The sequence below is a fragment of the Marinitoga okinawensis genome (assembly GCF_055387075.1).
Genome location: NZ_AP042422.1, coordinates 1576374 through 1595724, shown reverse-complemented (window position 1 = coordinate 1595724; position 19351 = coordinate 1576374). Strand labels below are relative to the sequence as shown.

General features: G+C 28.1%; 20 protein-coding genes, 1 tRNA gene and 1 pseudogene. 8 read left to right on the top strand and 14 right to left on the bottom strand.

Annotated elements, in window-relative coordinates; all coding sequences use genetic code 11:
- The first annotated feature begins 126 nt into the window (after positions 1–126).
- The 6 genes from aroC (at position 127) to ACZ5CK_RS07840 (ending at position 6339) form a co-directional block, all read left to right on the top strand.
- Entirely contained in the window at positions 127–1197 is a 1071-nt protein-coding gene (gene aroC / locus ACZ5CK_RS07865) for a chorismate synthase (RefSeq protein WP_464581273.1), read from the top strand.
- Entirely contained in the window at positions 1145–2611 is a 1467-nt protein-coding gene (locus tag ACZ5CK_RS07860; RefSeq protein WP_464581272.1) for a shikimate kinase, read from the top strand. The genes aroC and ACZ5CK_RS07860 overlap by 53 nt, the downstream gene beginning before the upstream one ends.
- 82 nt (positions 2612–2693) lie before the next feature.
- Positions 2694–3149 (top strand): type II 3-dehydroquinate dehydratase, encoded by a 456-nt coding sequence (gene aroQ / locus ACZ5CK_RS07855; RefSeq protein WP_464581271.1) that lies wholly within the window; start codon positions 2694–2696, stop codon positions 3147–3149.
- On the top strand, positions 3127–4719 hold the full coding sequence (locus tag ACZ5CK_RS07850) for a DEAD/DEAH box helicase (RefSeq protein ID WP_464581270.1): 1593 nt from the start codon (positions 3127–3129) through the stop codon (positions 4717–4719). The genes aroQ and ACZ5CK_RS07850 overlap by 23 nt, the downstream gene beginning before the upstream one ends.
- 1 nt (position 4720) lies before the next feature.
- Entirely contained in the window at positions 4721–5146 is a 426-nt protein-coding gene (locus tag ACZ5CK_RS07845) for an FKBP-type peptidyl-prolyl cis-trans isomerase (protein ID WP_464581269.1), read from the top strand.
- Between the two features lie 23 nt (positions 5147–5169).
- Complete coding sequence (locus ACZ5CK_RS07840; protein ID WP_464581268.1) at positions 5170–6339, top strand: peptidase U32 family protein; 1170 nt, start codon at positions 5170–5172, stop codon at positions 6337–6339.
- A 379-nt stretch (positions 6340–6718) separates the two neighbouring features.
- Here the strand turns inward: ACZ5CK_RS07840 and ACZ5CK_RS07835 are convergent, their stop codons facing one another.
- Together ACZ5CK_RS07835 and ACZ5CK_RS07830 are read right to left on the bottom strand one after the other, a co-directional pair.
- Complete coding sequence (locus tag ACZ5CK_RS07835) at positions 6719–7966, bottom strand: IS256 family transposase (protein WP_464581024.1); 1248 nt, start codon at positions 7964–7966, stop codon at positions 6719–6721.
- A gap of 85 nt (positions 7967–8051) precedes the next feature.
- Positions 8052–8645 (bottom strand): annotated as a pseudogene (locus ACZ5CK_RS07830) (oligopeptide/dipeptide ABC transporter ATP-binding protein); the annotation flags it as partial.
- Positions 8646–8949: 304 nt separating this feature from the next.
- Between ACZ5CK_RS07830 and ACZ5CK_RS07825 the strand changes: the two are divergent.
- Positions 8950–9537 (top strand): hypothetical protein, encoded by a 588-nt coding sequence (locus ACZ5CK_RS07825; RefSeq protein ID WP_464581267.1) that lies wholly within the window; start codon positions 8950–8952, stop codon positions 9535–9537.
- On the opposite strand, the gene ACZ5CK_RS07820 is transcribed toward ACZ5CK_RS07825, so the two are convergent.
- The 12 genes from ACZ5CK_RS07820 to lgt all read right to left on the bottom strand — a co-directional run bounded on the left by ACZ5CK_RS07820 (position 9523) and on the right by lgt (position 19220).
- The gene (locus tag ACZ5CK_RS07820) at positions 9523–10515 is read right to left on the bottom strand and encodes an ABC transporter ATP-binding protein (RefSeq protein ID WP_464581266.1); all 993 of its coding nucleotides are present in this window, start codon (positions 10513–10515) and stop codon (positions 9523–9525) included. The genes ACZ5CK_RS07825 and ACZ5CK_RS07820 overlap by 15 nt on opposite strands.
- Positions 10512–11480, bottom strand: coding sequence for an ABC transporter ATP-binding protein (locus ACZ5CK_RS07815; RefSeq protein WP_464581265.1), 969 nt, complete (start codon positions 11478–11480; stop codon positions 10512–10514). The genes ACZ5CK_RS07820 and ACZ5CK_RS07815 overlap by 4 nt, the downstream gene beginning before the upstream one ends.
- Before the next feature lie 3 nt (positions 11481–11483).
- Complete coding sequence (locus ACZ5CK_RS07810) at positions 11484–12356, bottom strand: ABC transporter permease (protein ID WP_464581264.1); 873 nt, start codon at positions 12354–12356, stop codon at positions 11484–11486.
- 9 nt (positions 12357–12365) lie between these two features.
- Positions 12366–13373 (bottom strand): ABC transporter permease, encoded by a 1008-nt coding sequence (locus tag ACZ5CK_RS07805; RefSeq protein ID WP_464581263.1) that lies wholly within the window; start codon positions 13371–13373, stop codon positions 12366–12368.
- Between the two features lie 46 nt (positions 13374–13419).
- Entirely contained in the window at positions 13420–14919 is a 1500-nt protein-coding gene (locus tag ACZ5CK_RS07800; protein WP_464581262.1) for an ABC transporter substrate-binding protein, read from the bottom strand.
- A 212-nt stretch (positions 14920–15131) separates the two neighbouring features.
- A complete protein-coding gene (locus ACZ5CK_RS07795; protein ID WP_464581261.1) occupies positions 15132–15920 on the bottom strand; it encodes an ABC transporter ATP-binding protein in 789 nt (262 codons plus the stop codon).
- 5 nt (positions 15921–15925) lie between these two features.
- Positions 15926–16552: a hypothetical protein gene (locus ACZ5CK_RS07790; RefSeq protein ID WP_464581260.1), complete on the bottom strand. Its 627-nt coding sequence runs from the start codon at positions 16550–16552 to the stop codon at positions 15926–15928.
- 13 nt (positions 16553–16565) lie between these two features.
- Positions 16566–16790: a hypothetical protein gene (locus ACZ5CK_RS07785; protein WP_464581259.1), complete on the bottom strand. Its 225-nt coding sequence runs from the start codon at positions 16788–16790 to the stop codon at positions 16566–16568.
- A gap of 10 nt (positions 16791–16800) precedes the next feature.
- Entirely contained in the window at positions 16801–17109 is a 309-nt protein-coding gene (locus ACZ5CK_RS07780; protein ID WP_464581258.1) for an STAS domain-containing protein, read from the bottom strand.
- A gap of 82 nt (positions 17110–17191) precedes the next feature.
- Positions 17192–17950: a TatD family hydrolase gene (locus ACZ5CK_RS07775; protein WP_464581257.1), complete on the bottom strand. Its 759-nt coding sequence runs from the start codon at positions 17948–17950 to the stop codon at positions 17192–17194.
- A 3-nt stretch (positions 17951–17953) separates the two neighbouring features.
- A complete protein-coding gene (locus ACZ5CK_RS07770) occupies positions 17954–18316 on the bottom strand; it encodes a cupin domain-containing protein (RefSeq protein WP_464581256.1) in 363 nt (120 codons plus the stop codon).
- Between the two features lie 28 nt (positions 18317–18344).
- Positions 18345–19220: a prolipoprotein diacylglyceryl transferase gene (lgt, locus tag ACZ5CK_RS07765; protein WP_464581255.1), complete on the bottom strand. Its 876-nt coding sequence runs from the start codon at positions 19218–19220 to the stop codon at positions 18345–18347.
- 51 nt (positions 19221–19271) lie between these two features.
- Here lgt and ACZ5CK_RS07760 point away from each other — a divergent pair.
- Positions 19272–19347: transfer RNA gene (locus ACZ5CK_RS07760), tRNA-Gly, on the top strand.
- Positions 19348–19351 lie beyond the last annotated feature (4 nt).

The window sequence follows — 19351 nt, the reverse complement described above, 5'->3', positions numbered from 1 at the left end:
TTTGAGTCCTCGAAAATGCACATGAACATATTTTTAATTGCTATACATTAAAAATAAATACACGTTTTTACAAAGAATATTAAAAAAAATTTTATTTTCGTGAAGCGAAAGTTTAGGAGTGATTTTATGAATTTTGTTATATCGGGAGATTCTCATGGACCTATGATGATAGGTACAATAACAAATATTCCAGCTGGACTAAAAATAAATATTGATAGTATTAATGAAGATTTAAAAAAGCGCCAAAAAGGTTATGGACGTGGCAAAAGAATGCAAATAGAAAATGATAAAGTTGAAATTGTTTCAGGAATCTGGAAAGGTTATACAACTGGATCACCATTAACTTTAATTATTCAAAATAAAGGAAGCAACACAGAAAAAGAAATCAGAAGTGTTCCAAGGCCTGGACACGGTGATTATAGCGCATATATGAAGTATAAAATTCCAGATTTGAATATCTATACTGAGAGGAATAGTGCAAGATGGACTGTTGTATTAACTGCATTAGGGTCTATAGCAAAACAATTTTTAAAAGTATTTAATATTGAAATAAATGGATATGTTAAAAATATAGGAAAAATGAATATTAAAAACGGAGAAATAACAGAAGAAGTGAAAAAATATATTGATGAGATGAAAAATAAAGGTGATACATTAGGAGGTACAGTAAAAATAGTTGCAAAAAATGTAAAACCTGGTATAGGCGGATATTCGACTATTTTTGAAAGATTGGATTCAAAAATTGGAAAAGTATTTATGTCAATACCATCTGTAAAAGGTATTATTATTGGTAATGAAGATTTTTCTTTAGCTGGTAGTGAATATCACGATGAATTTTATATTGAGAATAATAAAATTAAAAGAAAAACCAACAATGCTGGGGGAATAGAAGCTGGATTTACAAATGGAGAAAGTATAGAAATAACCGTATTTTTAAAACCAATACCAACATTGGGAAAACCTCTTAACTCTGTGGATTTAAAAACTTTAAATGAAAAAAAATCACCATATATAAGATCTGATGTCACAGTAATTTCTTCGAGTATAATTATTTTTGAAAACACTTTAGCTTTAATTTTAATGGAGAGTATAATAGAAAGATTTGGAAATGATAATATAACTGAATTAGTAAGGAGGTACAATGGTGCCGATTTATTTGATTGGAATGATGGGTTCTGGAAAAACAACAATAGGTAAAATTTTAAGTGATATTTTAAATAAAAAATTTATTGATATCGATGAAGAAATAGAAAAAGATCAAAATATGAAAATAAACGAAATATTTTCTAAAAAAGGTGAAGAATATTTTAGAGGAATAGAGAGTAGAATACTTGAAAAAATAGAGAATGAAAATGCAATTATTTCAACAGGTGGAGGAGTTATATTAAAAGATAAAAATAGAATTTTTTTAAAAAAGCATAAAACATTATTCTTATACGTTCCCATAAAAGAATTAATAAAAAGGATAGAAATAGAAAATAGACCTTTATTAAAATCAGGAAAAGATAAACTATATGAAATATGGGAAGAAAGAAAAAGTTTATATGAACAATTCGAAAAAATCAATTTATCACATTTAAGTATATACGAATCAGCAGCAAAAATTTTATACAAAATATTAGATTCTAAAGAAGAAGTAATAAAAAATGATTTTCAAAATGTTATTTTAAAAATAAAAGGTTTAGAAGATTTAAAAAACAAAAAAAATATTTTTGTAAGCAATAGTGTTAATCGAATATACGGGGAATATTTTAATAATCCTTATATTTTATCAGATGGTGAAATTATAAAAAATTATGATAATCTTAAAAATATATATCGTTATTTAATAAAAAAAGAAATCAATAGATCTGATACATTAATTGCAGTAGGTGGAGGAACAGTAACAGATTTAATAGGATACGTTGGGGCTACATATAAAAGAGGTGTCAAAACTATATTTTATCCTACAACATTGTTATCACAAGTTGATGCATCAATTGGAGGGAAAAATGCAGTTGATTTTGATAATATAAAAAATGCCATCGGGACATTTTATATACCTGAAAAAGTTATAATAGATCCGTTGACTATAATTTCTCAAAGTGATGAAAATTATTTAGAAGGAATAGTTGAAGCATTTAAAGTATCTTTAATAGATGGTGATATTAATCTTTTCATCAATAATGTTGATAAAATAATAAAAAGAGATTTAAATATAATAATAGAAATAATAAAATACTCAACTAAAATAAAATTAGATATAGTTTCTAAAGATCCTTATGATAATAATATAAGGGAGGTTTTGAATTTAGGACATACCTTAGGTCATGCTTTTGAAAGTTATACAGGTATCTCTCATGGCCTTTCTGTAGGTTGGGGAATTATAAAGGAATTAGAGTTATTTAGTAAGGAATTTAAGGGAAAAAATATTATTATAGATTTTCTTAAATCCATTTTACCAAATATAATTTTTAATACAAATATCAATAAAAAGAAATTCATGGAATATCTTCTTCAAGATAAAAAAATTACTTCAAAAGGAAAAATTGATGTTCCTATTATCGAAAAAATAGGTAATATAAAATTAAAAAATATTAATATAAAAGATTTAGATATTGAAAATATTTGATTTAAATATTATCGCAGTAACAATATCAGAACGTTTGAGTTAAGAAAAATAATTATAAAAGAAAAAGTGGGGGTTTTGTGATATGATACTAGTAGTGAATGGTCCTAACCTTAATATGTTAGGAAAACGCCCAAAAAGTATATATGGACTATTTTCTTATGATGATTTATTATTAGAAATTAAAAAATGGTCAGAAAAAAATGGAATACCTGTCGATGTTTTCCAATCAAATAGTGAAGGGAAAATAATCGATAGACTTCAAAAAATGAACTTTAAAGGGCTCATTATTAATGCAGGTGCTTATACACACTATAGTTATGCAATTAGAGATGCTTTAGAAATCTTAAATATACCAAAAATAGAATTGCATATTTCTAATATATATAAAAGAGAAGAATTTAGAAAAGAAAGTGTAATAGCCCCTGTATGTGATGGACAAATTACAGGGTTAGGACTCGATGGATATATCCTAGCATTGGATTATCTGAAAAAATTATTATGGAAAGAGGTAGAAAATGGTAAAATTAGAAAAGTTTAGAAAATTAGGTTTATCAGAAGGAACATTAAAAGCATTAAAGAAAAAAGGTTTTGAAGAACCAACACCTATTCAAGAAAAAGTTATACCGTTATTATTAGAACAAGATGTTGATATTATTGGTCAGGCACAAACAGGAACAGGTAAAACTGCAGCATTCGGACTGCCTTTAATTGAAAAATTAAAACCATCTAAAAAAGTAAAAGCTATAATTTTAACACCTACAAGGGAATTGGCTGTTCAGGTTGCTGAAGAAATAAATTCTTTAAAAGGAACTAATAAATTAAATGTATTTCCTATTTATGGGGGTCAATCAATAGAAAACCAAATAAGTCGTTTAAGAAAGGGTATTGATATTGTTGTTGGAACTCCAGGAAGGGTTTTAGACCACATTAAAAGAGGGACACTTAACTTAAGCCATGTTAAATATTTTATTTTAGATGAAGCTGATGAAATGCTGGATATGGGGTTCATAGATGATGTTGAAGAAATTTTATCAAATGCTCCTGCTGATAGACAAATATTATTATTCTCAGCAACAATGCCTTCAAGAATTATATCATTAGCAAAAAAACACATGAAAAATTATAAGATAATTTCTGTAAAACCAGAACAATTAACAACAGAATTAACAGAACAAATATATTTTGAAGTTTCAGAACAGGATAAATTTGAAGCATTGTGTAGAATTATAGATATTGAACCAGAATTCTATGGTCTTGTGTTCTGTAGAACAAAAGTAGATGTTGACACTGTATCTAATAGACTAATAGATAGAGGGTATCATGCTGAAGCTTTACATGGAGATTTATCCCAATATCAAAGAGAAAGAATATTAAGAAAATTCAAATCAAAAAGAGCAAATATACTTGTAGCTACGGATGTTGCAGCAAGAGGTATAGATATTAATGATTTAACTCATGTTATAAATTATTCTTTACCTCAAAACCCAGAATCTTACGTTCATAGAATCGGAAGAACTGGAAGAGCTGGTAAAGAAGGAACAGCAATAACATTTGTAACTCCTGAAGAATATAGAAAATTATTATTTATAAAAAGAATCTCAAAAAGCAACATCAAAAAAATGCCTATACCGAAGGTTAAAGATGTTATCGAAACTAAAAAATTGAGAATAAAAAGTGAAATAAATTCTATATTAGAACATAATGCATATGAAAATTATTTATCATTAGCAAAAGAAATGCTTGAAGATAATAATCCTGAAGAAGTATTAGCTGCAGTTTTAAAATATGCATTTCAGGATGAATTAGATGAAAGAAATTACAGGGAAATTAAAGAAGTTTCTTCTGTCGATAAAAAAGGTAAAACAAGATTATTTGTAGCTTTAGGAAGAGATGATGATTTAACTATAGAAAAATTAAAGAATATGATAAAAGAATATACTAACTTGCAAAATATTTATTTGAGAGATGTTAGAATACTCGATAAATTTTCGTTTATGACTGTACCATTTGAAGAAGCGGAAGTAATTTTACAGGCATTTAAAAAGAAAAAGAGAGGCAGAAAGCCTATAATATCAAAGGCAAAAGAAAAAAAGAGAAAGGCGGACTAATATGAAAGTACAAGAAGGAAGTGTAGTAAAATTACATTACAAAGGAACATTAAGTGATGGAACTGTATTCGATTCATCAGAAGGAAGAGACCCTTTAGAATTTACAGCAGGTGCAGGACAAGTAATACCTGGTTTTGATAAAGCCGTTATGGATATGGAAGCTGGAGAAAAAAAGACATTTACTATTCCTGCAGAAGAAGCATATGGTGAATATTCTGAAGAAAAAATATTTGAATTACCAAGACAAAGCTTCCCACCAAATATCGATGAAGCTTTAGGCCAAACAGTACAATTAGGCGATCAATCAGGAAATGTATTTTTAGCTAAAATTTTAGAAGTTACAGATGAAACAGTAAAAATGGATACCAATCATCCATTAGCTGGGCAGGATTTGACTTTTGAAATTGAGATTGTAGAAATTAATTAATTTCATTCATAGGAGGAAAGACGATGAAGAAAGTTGAGTTGCTTTCCCCTGCTGGTAACATGGAAAAATTAAAAATGGTTTTCCGCTATGGTGCTGATGCAGCTTACCTTGGCGGAAAATTTTTCAATTTAAGAGCATTAGCAGGGAACTTTTCAAATGAAGAGATTATAGAAGCGGTAAAATATGCACATTCCTTAGGAAAAAAAATATATGTCACATTAAATATAATTGCACATAACAACGAAATAGAAAAAGTTGCAGATTATTCAAAATTTCTTGAATCTGCTGGAGTTGATGCTGTAATTGTAGCAGATTTAGGTATATTCAAAGTTGTTAGAGATAATACTAATTTAGAGATAAATATAAGCACTCAGGCAAGCAATACCAATTGGATGAGTGTTAAAGTATGGAAAGAAATGGGGGCTAAAAGAATCATTTTAGCTCGAGAACTTTCATTGAAAGAAATTAGAGAAATTAGAGAAAAAGTCCCAGATGTTGAACTTGAAGTATTTATACATGGTGCAATGTGTATGTCTATATCTGGAAGATGTTTATTAAGTAATTATTTAACAGGAAGAGATGCAAATAGAGGCGCATGTGCTCAACCATGTAGATGGAAATACCATTTAGTTGAAGAAAATAGACCCGGAGAATATTATCCTATTTATGAAGATGAACGTGGCACATTTATAATGAATTCACGCGATTTATGTACAATAGAATTTATAGATCAAATTTTGGATACAGGTATTGATAGTCTAAAAATAGAAGGTAGAATGAAAGGTATATACTATGGTGCAATGGTAACTAAAGTATACAGAGAAGCTATAGATAGATATTATGAAGGAAACTTTAAATATAATCCTAAATGGATGGATATGTTAAATTCTGTAAGCAATAGAAAATATACAAAAGGATTCTTTTTTGGAAATCCTGGTTCAGAAGGTCAAAATTACGATTCATCATCATATAATAAAACTCATGATATAGTGGCAAAAGTCATTGGAAAGTCTAAAGATTATAAAAGTGTTCTTGAAATTAGAAGTAAAGTTAATGTAGGAGATGAAGTTGAAATAATAAAACCAAAAGGTGACCCTATTAAAGTTATTATGCCAGAAATGATTAAAATGAGAAAAGGTCAGGAAGAAGGTAAAATAGAAACAGCAAATCCAAACGTAATTGTTAAAGTTTGACCTTGATTTAGAAGAAATGGATATATTAAGAAAAAAAATAAAATAATAAAATGCTGTCGAAATTCGACAGCATTTTATTTATTGAATAAGTGGGTAGCATGTAATTTTTTGTGTAAATACCTCTTCTTGGATGGTAATAAATTAATTAAATTGGATTATAATTCTTAAATTATTTTCATATGAATTATCGTCTATATTGTAATATGCTTTAATAGTAATTTCTAGAAGTTTTTAATGTGAGTTTTTGAAAACAAACACCTTTTTGCAATTTTCACTGCAAGATTTAACATTGTTAAATTAAGAATATATTTTTGGCGTTAGTTTTTAGTATTTGTTTTTATGTATTATTGATTATTACAGGTTTTGGAATTTAGTTGTATTAAGAATTATAGACGTATTTTGTGATTCTTTCTTTGAAAAAGATGGATAGTTCGTTTAGGACTTTACTCCAGTTTCTATATCGAGCTGTCCATCTTTTTGTTGCATCTATTGTTGCTAAATATAATATTTTTAATAATGCATCATCATTTGGAAAAGATGTTTTATTTTTAGTCACTTTTCTATATTGCCTATTCAATGATTCTATTACATTTGTTGTGTACATTATTTTTCTTACTTCATCACCATAATCAAAATATGGAGATATTGTTTCCCAATGTTTTTCCCAGCTTTCTAATGCCAATTTGTATTTTGTCCATTTGTTTTCTTTTAAATCTTGTAGGTTTGAATAAGCTATATCTTTATTGGGTGCTTTATATACTTTTTTTAAATCATTTACAAGTTCTTTTCTATCTTTGTAATTAACATATTTTAATGTATTTCTTATTTGATGTATTATACATCTTTGTACTACAGTATCAGGAAATGCTGCTTTAATTGCTTGTGGAAATCCAGTTAATCCATCTACTGAAGCTATTAATATATCTTTAACTCCTCTATTTTTTAAATCATTTAATACTCTTAACCAGAATTTTGATGATTCTATTTCACCTATATATATACCAAGAACTTCTTTAAATCCATCAATATTTACACCTATTACAACATATGCAGTCTTTTTAATTATCTCACCATCATCTTTTACTTTAAATACTATTCCATCCATGAAAACAAAAGTGTATATCTCTTCTAATGGTCTGCTTTGCCATTCTCTAATTTCTGGTAATATCTTATTAGTGATTTTACTTATCATTTCAGCTGATAATTCTACACCATATATATCTTCAACATTCCTAACTATATCTTTCGTACTTAATCCCAAACCATACATTCCTATTATTCTACTTTCAATATCTGAAATATCTCTTTTATACTTCGGTATTATTTTCGGTTCATATTCACCTTTTCTATCTCTGGGTATTTTCAATTCCATCTCACCCATGCTTGATCTTACCTTTTTTGAGCTGTATCCATTTCTGGAGTTATCCGTTTCTTTATTTTCCTTATCATATTTCTCATATCCTAATTCATCTTCTAATTCCGCTTCTAACATTTCTTGTATTATTGGTCCCATCAATTCTTTAATCTTGTCATATACGTCTTTCATTGTATTTACTTCAGGATCTCTTGCTATTAACTTTGCTAATTTTTCAATGTTACTTTCTTCCTTTTTCTTTCTCTTTGCCATTTAAAATACCCCCTTCTTGGTTTTATTTTACCATACCAAGAAGAGGGTTACCTATTTTTTCTACTTTTTATTTACACAAAATTTTTTATGGTCTCAATAAGTGACAACTAACTTCATGTTGATCATCTAATTTTATTGCAGGTGGTTCTTCAACTTTACATATATCTATTGCATATGGACATCTTGGATGGAATCTACATCCTTTTGGTGGATTTACCGCATTCGGAACTTCCCCTTTAGGAATAATTTTCTTTTTTTGTAGTTTAGGATCTGGTTCAGGAACAGCAGAAATTAATGCTTTAGTATATGGATGTGCTGGATTTCTATATATATCTTCAAAAGTTCCAATTTCTACTATTTTCTCAAGATACATAACAGCAATTCTATCACATATGTATTTAGTTGTTGCTAAATCATGTGTAATAAATAAATATGTAAGATTAAATTCTTCTTTTAAATCAATCATAAGTTTTAAGAGTTGTGATCTAACTGATACATCAAGCATAGCAATCGCTTCATCGGCTACGGCAAACTCAGGTTTTAATACTAAAGCTCTTGCTATAACAACACGTTGTCTTTGACCACCAGATAAATCTCTTGGATATCGATTATAATATTCTTCTGCAGGTTTTAAATTAACTCTTTCCATGATTTCATAAACAAGCTTTTTTTGTTCAGAATAATTTTTCTTTTTCTGATATTTATGATTATTTTACATTATATAATCTTTGGTATATCAATTATTAGTTATTTTTTTGTAAAAACGGTGTAATTTTTTTATTTGTATTGACTTTTTTTTTTGTGTGTTATAATGTTTATGTAATGTTTTATAATCAATAACTTATTAGAAAAATAGGTTTAATATAATAGTTTTTAATATCATATGGTCTTAGTATATATTCTTTTATAACTTATAGTAGTTTATATTTAAATTCTGGCGCCAGATAATTAAATCAAAAACATTTTAGAATAAGAGGGGGATTATGATGTTTTTACTAAGTGATTTACTATTTATATTATTTGGTATTGTCTCATTTATTTTAAAGAGAAGATACAAAGATATATTTTATAGATATTATCCTATTTTATTATTAGTTTGGACAATAATTGGATTATATTTCAAATTTCACTTTATTCCATTATTAGGACCTATTTTTATCACAGCTTTTGAATATAAAAGAATTAATAATAATCATATGGGGATTTTGCTAATTACGGTAGGTTTATTCTTTATTTTCACCATATTTGGAATTGACAAAATTTTATCATTATATTTAATATCATTAATTTTAATAAACTATTTTATTATTTCACTATATAAGAATGTAATAGCTATATTACTTCTTTCTTTATTATTTGTTTTTTCTAATTCTATTTTTAAATTTTCCTCGATTGAAACCAGAATTTTATTATATAAGATTTTTTCATTATACCTACTAATAGCTTTATTTATTTATTTATATATATACAATGATGGCAAAAATTTTAAAAAGAAAAGACATTTTAAAATAACAAACAGCTCTGCAGTTGCAGAGCTGTTTGAGTATAGAGAGCATTTATTTATTGAATAAGTGACAACTAACTTCATGTTGATCATCTAATTTTATTGTAGGTGGTTCTTCAACTTTACATATATCTATTGCATATGGACATCTTGGATGGAATCTACATCCTTTTGGTGGATTTACCGCATTCGGAACTTCCCCTTTAGGAATAATTTTCTTTTTTTGTAGTTTAGGATCTGGTTCAGGAACAGCAGAAATTAATGCTTTAGTATATGGATGTGCTGGATTTCTATATATATCTTCAAAAGTTCCAATTTCTACTATTTTTCCAAGATACATAACTGCAATTCTATCACATATATATTTGGTCGTTGCTAAATCATGGGTAATAAATAAATAAGTAAGGTTAAATTCTTCTTTTAAATCAATCATAAGTTTTAAGAGTTGTGATCTAACTGATACATCAAGCATAGCAATTGCTTCATCAGCTACAACAAATTCAGGTTTTAATACCAAAGCTCTTGCTATAACAACACGTTGCCTTTGACCACCAGATAAATCTCTTGGATATCGATTATAATATTCTTCTGCAGGTTTTAAATTAACTCTTTCCATAATTTTATAAACAAGCTTCTTTTGCTCAGAGTAATTTTCCCCAATTTTATGTATTTGAAGTGCATGACGAATAGCTTCACCTATTTTCATATAAGGATTTAATGCTGCCATTGGATCCTGGAAAATAATTTGTATTTTTTTTCTGAACTTTCTTAATTCCTCATTAGACAATGAAGTTATATCAACACCATTAATTTTTATTGTACCAGATGTTGGTTCTAATAATCTTAAAACCATTCTTCCTGTAGTAGTTTTTCCAGAACCCGATTCTCCTACTAATCCCAGAGTTTCACCTTTTTTTATAGTAAAAGAAATATCATCGACCGCTTTAACATATTTTTGTTCTTTCCCAGTTAAAAATTCTGAAATGGATCTTTTTAAAGGAAAATATTTTTTTAGATTTTTTACTTCGATTAATGCATCACTCATACTATCACCTTCTCATCTTTATACAACCAGCATTTTACTCTCGTTCCATCAACTTTAAATTCAGGTGGAACTTCTTTATGACAAATATCTTTTGCATATGGACAACGAGATGCAAATCTACAACCTTTTGGCGGTTTAACTAAATTCGGCAAATCACCTGGGATATATCTTAATTCTCTGTCATCAATATTAGTATTTGGTATTGATTTTAATAATGCTTGTGTGTAAGGATGTTTTGGTTCATAATATATTTTTTCTGCTGTAGAAAGTTCAACAAGATGACCAGCATACATAACACCAATTCTATCTGCTAATTCTGCAACAACCCCCAAATCATGGGTTATCAAAATCATAGACATTCTATGTTCATCCTTTAGTTTTTTCAATACTTCCATAATTTGTGCTTGGACAATAACATCTAATGATGTAGTAGGTTCATCTGCAATAACTATTTCTGGTTTTAATACTAATGACAAAGCAATCATAACTCTTTGACGCATACCTCCAGAAAATTGAAAAGAGTATTCGTTCATACGAATGGGATCAATTCCAACATCCGATAATATTTTCCCTGACATTTCAAGAGCTTCGTCTTCTGGGATTTCTGGATAATGAGCTTTTATTGTTTCTAAAAATAAATCTTTTACCTTCATAATGGGATTTAATGATGTCATTGGATCCTGAAAGATCATAGAAATATGTTTCCCTCTAATTTTTCTCATTTCTTTTTCATTATAATCTGCAATATTTTTACCTTTAAAATTTATTTCACCAAGTATTTTTGCATTTTTAGGTAGAATTTTCAATAATGACTTTCCTAATGTGGATTTTCCACAACCAGATTCTCCAACAAGTCCAAGTGTTTCATTTTCTGAAAGATCGATATTAACATTTTGAACGGCACTAACATAACCATTTTTTACTTCATAGTTTATGTTCAAGTCTTTTATTTGTAATATCATCAATCGTCACCTTCTTTCACGAATAGTAGGATTCAATAGTTCGTTAAGTCCTTCACTGAATAAGGAAAATCCTAAAACTATGGTAATTATAGCCATACCAGGATACAATATTCCCCACCATGCACGTGATAGAACAAATCTTTGCCCATTACTTAAATCATAACCCCAATCAGGAGTAGGTGGTGCAATTCCTAAGCCTAAAAAGCTTAGACCGGCCTCTGTCATAATAGCATCAGCTAAATTCATAGATAAAACAACAACAACAGAAGGTAACACATTTGGGAGAATGTATTTAAATAATATTTCCCAATCTTTTGCTCCAATAGCTCTTGCACCTTCAACATATAATTCATTTTTAATACCAGAAACTTGATTTCTTATTACCCTAAAATACGTAGGTGTATAAACAACAGCAATAGATAAAGCAATATTAATCATACCAGGTCCTAATACAGCTGCAATAGCTATTGCCAAAATTAAACCAGGAAATGAATATATTGCATCCATGATTAAAGTTAGAATTCTATCTAATGGACCTCCGATGTAACCTGATAATAATCCCAATGGAATTCCAAAGGCAGAAGCAAATCCAACAGAGATAAAAGCTATGGATAGAGCAATTCTTGCTCCATACATTATTCTACTGAAAATATCTCTTCCAAGATTATCTGTACCAAATACAAATTGACTATTTGGGGAACTTAATGCTCTACCAACTCTTTGAATAGGGTTATATGGAGAAAGTTGAGGAGCAAATATTGCCATTAAAATATAAAACAATAATATCATTGCTCCAACAAAAGTTATCCAGCCAGTCCCGGTTTTAAATAAATCTTTAAAAAATGAAGCTATTTTATGTGATAAAAATTTTTCTTCCATCATATCACCTCAATATCTAACTCTTGGATCTATAAGTGCATTAATTATGTCAACAACAATACTAATGATAATAACAAAAAACGCAAAGAACACAATTGTTCCCTGTATAGCAGGAAAATCTCTATATCTTATTTTCATAACCAAATAACTCCCTAATCCTGGCCATGAAAATGTTGTTTCTGTCAAAACAGCACCTGCTAATAATATAGCTAATTGAAGTCCCATTACTGTCAAAATAGGAACCATTGCATTTCTTAAAGCATGTTTGTATAATACTCTTTTTTGACTTATTCCACGTGCTCTAGCAGCAGTAGAAAAATCTTGAGACAACATCAATATAGTGTTATTTCTAACCATTCTTAAAAAAATACTCGAAATAACTAAACCAAGAGTTATTCCTGGCATTAATAAGTGTTTTAAAACATCAACAAACGCTTCCCAATTCCATGTTATTATGGAATCAAGCAAGAAAAATCCTGTCTTGGTATCAAGGGATACAATAGGGGATAATCTTCCTGCAACAGGTAACCATCTTAAAACCATTCCAAAATAATATTGCATCATCAACCCAAACCAAAATACAGGAATAGCATATATAAAAACCGCATATACCCTTGCTGTAACGTCTATTACACCATCTCTATGCGCCGCAGCCTCACTTCCCCAAAAAATACCTATTAACACTGCTACTAAAAATGCAAATAGAGTTAACTCTACTGTTGCTGGAAATCTATCTTTTATCTCATTCCACACAGGTCTTGAAGTTAAAGTAGATTTACCAAGATCCCCTTTCAATAAATTCCCGACATAATCAAAAAATTGTACTATAATCGGTTTATCCAATCCTAATTCATGACGTTTTTGAACTATAACTTCCTGTGGAGCTTTTCCGCCTAAAATAGCGAGAACAGGATCTCCTGGTATTATTCTAAGAACAAAGAAAATTACAATTAAAAGTATAAACATCATAGGAATTGCTAATAAAATTCTTGTGAGTATGTAATCTTTTAAGGACACCAGTCATCACCTCTTTTAAAAACCCCGCCAATTGGCGGGGAGATTATTATTTCTTTTCAATAATATAGTATCTGAAGATTTGTGTAGGTTCTAATAATACACCTTTTATATTCTTTTGTGTAGCAACTACTGCAACACCTTGCCATAATGGAATATTTGGAACATCAACAACTAAATGATTTTGCACTTGATCATAAAGATCAGATCTTGTATTTTGATCAACACAAACTCTTGCAGCTTTCATAATAGCTTCTGTTGTTGGATTTTCATAGAAACTCCCCATTGATTTTGCACCATTTACACTTAAGAATGGCCATAAATAATCATCAGGATCTATGTAATCTGGATACCATCCTAATAAGAATAAACCCATTGTTCCATTTAAGAAATAATCTACATATGTTGACCATTCTGCATACTTAATATTAACCTTTATAATACCTGTTTCTTCTAATGATTCTTTTAATACTTGGGCAACATCTGCTTCAGTTGTACCATAATGTGTAGGTGAATACCATAAATCTATTGTTAATGGTTTATCTGTCCAATATCCTGCTTGTTGTAATAATCTCTTTGCTGCTCTTAAATTTCTTTTTGGGAATATATCTTCATGACTCCACATTCCCATTGGAACCATTGAATATAATGGTTGAGCTAATCCTACAAATACATCATCAACAATTCTTTGTCTATCAACAGCATACATAATAGCTTTTCTTACTAAAGGATTTGAAAATGGTGCTTGTTTTGTATTTAATACTAAATATCTAATTTGAGGACTACTACCTTTTATAACATTGATATTTGGATTATTTTCAAGATCAGAAATATCTCTTGGATCCAAATGTCTAAATGCAATATCAATTTGACCTGTTTCAAGAGCCAACCTCAATGTTGCTGCACTTTCATAGAATGTAATAACAACTTTATCTACTTTTGGTGCTGGTCCAAAATATTTGTCATTCTTTTCTAAAACAATTCTAACATCCCTTATCCATTCAGTAATTTTATATGGTCCTGATGAAGAAGGAGCACCTTCATAAAATGCATTTTCAGGATATAAATTTGGATTTACAGGCCATGCTACTGTATATCCTAAAACAGATAAAAATGCAGAGAATGGATATTTTAATTTAATTTGGAATGTATATTTGTCAACAACTTTAGTGCTATCAACGATATCGGTTAATAAAAATGCAGGATCACCATTTAATTTCATAGCTCTGTCTATGGAATATTTCATAACAGAAGCATCGATAGCAGTTCCATCTTCAAATTTAGCATCTTTTCTAAGATGGAATGTGTAAACTAAACTGTCAGGAGAAACTTCCCAACTTTCTGCTAATGACGGAATGAGATTAGAAGTATTTACCTCATAATCAACTAACCCTGTTAATACATTTTGCAAAATATTACTGGAAAAATAATCATAACATTTTGCAGGATCCAATGTCCTGATTTTATCAGTTGTACCGACAACTAATACTTTTGATGAAAAAGCCAAAATAGAAACAACTAACAATAAAACAAGTAAAACTTTTTTCATACTATCCCTCCCTTTCTAAAATGATGATGTAAAAAATATAATACCTTAATGTAAAATTTTAAACAGAATTATTTTTTTGATAATCATATTATAACACAAAAAATATATTATTTACAAGAGGCAAAATAAAAAAATGCAATTTCAAAAGAAATTGCATTTTAAATACCTTTAAACGTTCATAATAAACTATTTGCTTATATTAATTTTTTTATTCATTTTTTTAAATATCCTAATACAACCTCTCTGAAATCTGGTGCTCTTCCTATATTCTCTTCTGTTTTCACTAAAATCCCATCATCTAGTGGAGTTATAATTTCCATTTCTTCTGTCATTTCACTTTGTTTAACAATTTTATGAGCTGATAAAGCTTTTTCTATATTTCCTTCAAAAGTAGTTTTTCCAGAATTTATTATAGCAAATCTTGTTGCAATTAATTCAACTTCTTCTATATGATGTGTTGACATGATAACAATATTCTCCTCATTTGAGACAAATTCCTTTAACATCTTTAAAATTTTATCTTTTTTAACTGGATCAATATTTTGTGTGGGTTCATCCAAAATCATTATTTTAGGTTGTGCAGAAAACATAAGAATAATATAAAATAATGTTTTCATACCTGAAGAATATGTATGAACAGGTTTATTAATAGGCAAATTGAATTCCATCATTAATTCTTTATATTTTTTATCATTCCAATTTGGATATAATATTTTCCACAATTCTGCATAATCATATGGAAATAAACCTTTAAATGTAATTCTATCTTCCAATAAAACCGTCATATTTCTTTTTCTAATTTTATTTAATTTTTTGCCATTTATTAAAATTTTCCCTTCATCAGGCTTTAAGTCTCCATATATACATTTTAATGTAGTTGTTTTTCCAGCGCCATTTGGACCAACTAATACATATATATCTCCAGGATTAATAATAAGGTTAACGTCAATTAGTGCTGGTTTTGGCCCATATGATTTTTCTAAATTTATAACTTCTATCATATTAATCACCTCAATGAATTTGTAATTAACCATGTCACAATTATTAGGACAAAAACGAGACCAATTATAGTAAATAATTTGTTTTTGTTTTTTGTATAATTAGACGAATCTGAAAAATGAAAAATTATCATTACAGAAAAAAACAAAAATAACGAGATAAGATTTATAAATATATTTTTTTGAGTAACCAAACTATAATTTTTTATCATATCATTAGATTTTAAGAATAAATCTACTAACCAAATAGAAATAGGTATATATATTCCACCTAAACCTTTAATAGAAGATAATACACTTAAACTATAAAAAAAAGCAAAAAATAATAAACTTCCCAATAAACCTATCAAATCAGAATTTTTTGTTATCCCAAAATATAATGCTTTTGAAAAAAGGAGTAAACTTGCACCAAGTATATAATAAGATAAATAAAAATCCATTCTGGATATAGGCAAAGTTGCAATTAAAGAATAATTTTTATTTTCAATTTCTCTTGTTAATAATGTAGAAGCAAAAACAACTGCAAATAAATTTCCTAAATCATTTGGTAAAAAAAGTAAGATAGATATAAATATTAAATAATATGATCTTTGCCTAAATTCTTTTTCAAAAACAAATCTTATAGTTTTTATCATTATAACCACCTCATTATTTTATTGTTAAAACAAAATTAAAATCTGGAATATAATTTGTAATTATTAAAACAAATATAGCAAAGAAAATAATTAGATATAACCATTTACCTTTTTCAAATACCATAGAAAAAACTACAGCAGCTAGTGCTTCTAAAACTATAGGTAATATTGGAATCTGAGAGAAAAACACTCCTAAAACAGCGATTAAAATAGATGCATAAAAAATTAATATTTTCATACGAACACCCCTATTTATTTATATTAAATACTTCTTGAAGTTTTAGCAACGTAAACAATTTTTCTACTTTTTCATTCATGTTTATAAGAACTAACTCTTTTCCTATTTCTTTTAATTTTCTTTGAAGAGAAATAAGTTGTCCTATTCCAGTACTATCAATTGTTATTAATTCTCTAAAATCCATAATTATAGTATTTATATCCTTTTTATTGACTATTGGTTTAATCTCATTCTCAAAATCGTGAATATCATATAATGTAAATTCTCCAATAATTTTAATCGTATAAATTTTATTTCTTTGTGTTTTTATTATTTTCATAAATCACCTCATTTATTTAAAGATAATTCCAATATATATTATATCATATCATAAAAACCTCCTTTTCAGGAGGTTTATATTATTAAATATTGAATATTTTTCTTGAATTTTCTACTAAAATTTGTGAAGTATCTTCAATATTCATATTTTTAATTTCAGCTATTTTTTGGATTACGTATTTCACATATGTAGGATTATTCTTCTTTCCTCTAAAAGGAACAGGTGTTAAAAAAGGCGAATCTGTTTCTGGTAATATATATTCGATAGGTGTATTTTCTACAACTTCTACTAATGTGTTATTATTTTTAAAGGTTATAGGACCATCTATACCAATATGAAATCCAAGATCTAAAAACTTTTTTGCTGTTTTCCAATCAGAAGAAAAACAATGTACAACACCTAATTTATCCGGAACACCTTCATTAATCAATATATTAAATGCATCATCATAGGCTTCTCTTATATGCAAAATTAAAGGTAATTTTAATTCTTTAGCTATTTGAATTTGATTTATAAATGAAGAAAATTGCTCTTTTTTAGATGTATATTCTCTATAATAATCTAAACCTATTTCACCGATGGCTACAACTTTTTCATTTTGAGCAAGAATCTTAATTGTATCAAAATCTTTATTTGTTAAATTAGAAGAATCATTTGGATGAATACCTACAGAACAATAAATTTTATCATAATCGTTAGCTAATTCTACAGTTTTAAAAGAATTTTCTGCGTTTATTCCAACTTCAACTACAAACTCCATATTTTCTTTTTCAAATAATTCAATTATTTCCTTGCTATTTTCTATCAAATTCAAATGGCAATGAGTATCTACAAGTTTCACTTATTATTCCCCTCCACTTTTCGGAATTACACATATAAATTGACTTTCGCCATCGTTAATATTTTTAAATTGATGTTCAATATTTGGTGGAACAAAAACAAAATCCCCTTCTTCAGCAACAACGTATTCTTCTCCATCAAATACTTCCAATTTCCCTTTTAATACATACACTTCATGTTCCCAATCATGAGAATGTCTTGGTGAAAAACCATCTTTCTCCAAAGTAAATAATCTCATTACAAAATTAGGAGCACCTAATTTATTTCCAATTAATACCCTCTTATGAGCCCCTTTAACTGTTTTACCACCATCATCATATATAATTGGTTCAACTTCCATTGCTTTTCCTATATAAACCTTTTTCATAATTCACCTCCTCCATCTATAATACAGATTAATTTTTCTGATATTTCCTTAATACAAAATACATTATTATTCCCAAGATAATAAACACAATGCTTATTAAAACAGCAACTTTTAATCCCATAAACATTAATGAATCTGTTCTTAATAATTCTATCCATCCTCTCCCAGCAGAATATAATATTAAATAAAGCGATATAATTTCACCATCAAATTTTTTCTTGTTTCTTGCATAATAAAATAAAAATAGAAATATTCCCAAATCCCATAAAGATTCATATAAAAATGTTGGATGAAAATATTCGAAATTTTCATATCCCGGCATTCTAAAAGGTTTTGGGATAAACATTTTCCATGGTAAAGAAGTTGGTCCTCCATAAGCTTCATAATTAAAAAAGTTTCCCCATCTTCCAATTGCTTGACCTAAAGGTAATACATGAGCCATTAAGTCCAACCCTTCTAAAAAATTAAAGGTAATATTTTTCTTTAATTTTGTATAAATATACACAGATAGTAATGCACCCAATATTCCGCCATGAATAGCCATACCACCATGCCATGTTTTAAATATTTCAGAAGGCATTTTTGAATAAATATCCCAATTAAATATTACATAGTATAACCTAGCTCCAATTATTGAAAATATTATACCTATCATAACTGCTGTAGATAAATCATCTTCGGATATTTCCCATTTTTTAGCTGTATCACTTGCCAAATAGAAACTTAAAAAAACTCCTGTTGCTATAAGTAATCCATACCACCTAATTTGTAATGTTCCAATAGTTAATAATACAGGATTTAATAATATTTTCCCAGAAAATACACCAGGCAATAAAAAAATAATCAAAATAGCCATTATCGATGTTGAAATAATTAAAACTTTTTTGTATAATTTATCTTTCATATAGAACCCCCTTGAAAAATTGTTCGAAAAATGATATAATAGATAACCGATGCGGGTGTAGCTCAGTTGGTAGAGCATCAGCTTCCCAAGCTGAGGGTCGCGGGTTCGAGTCCCGTCGCCCGCTCCATTTT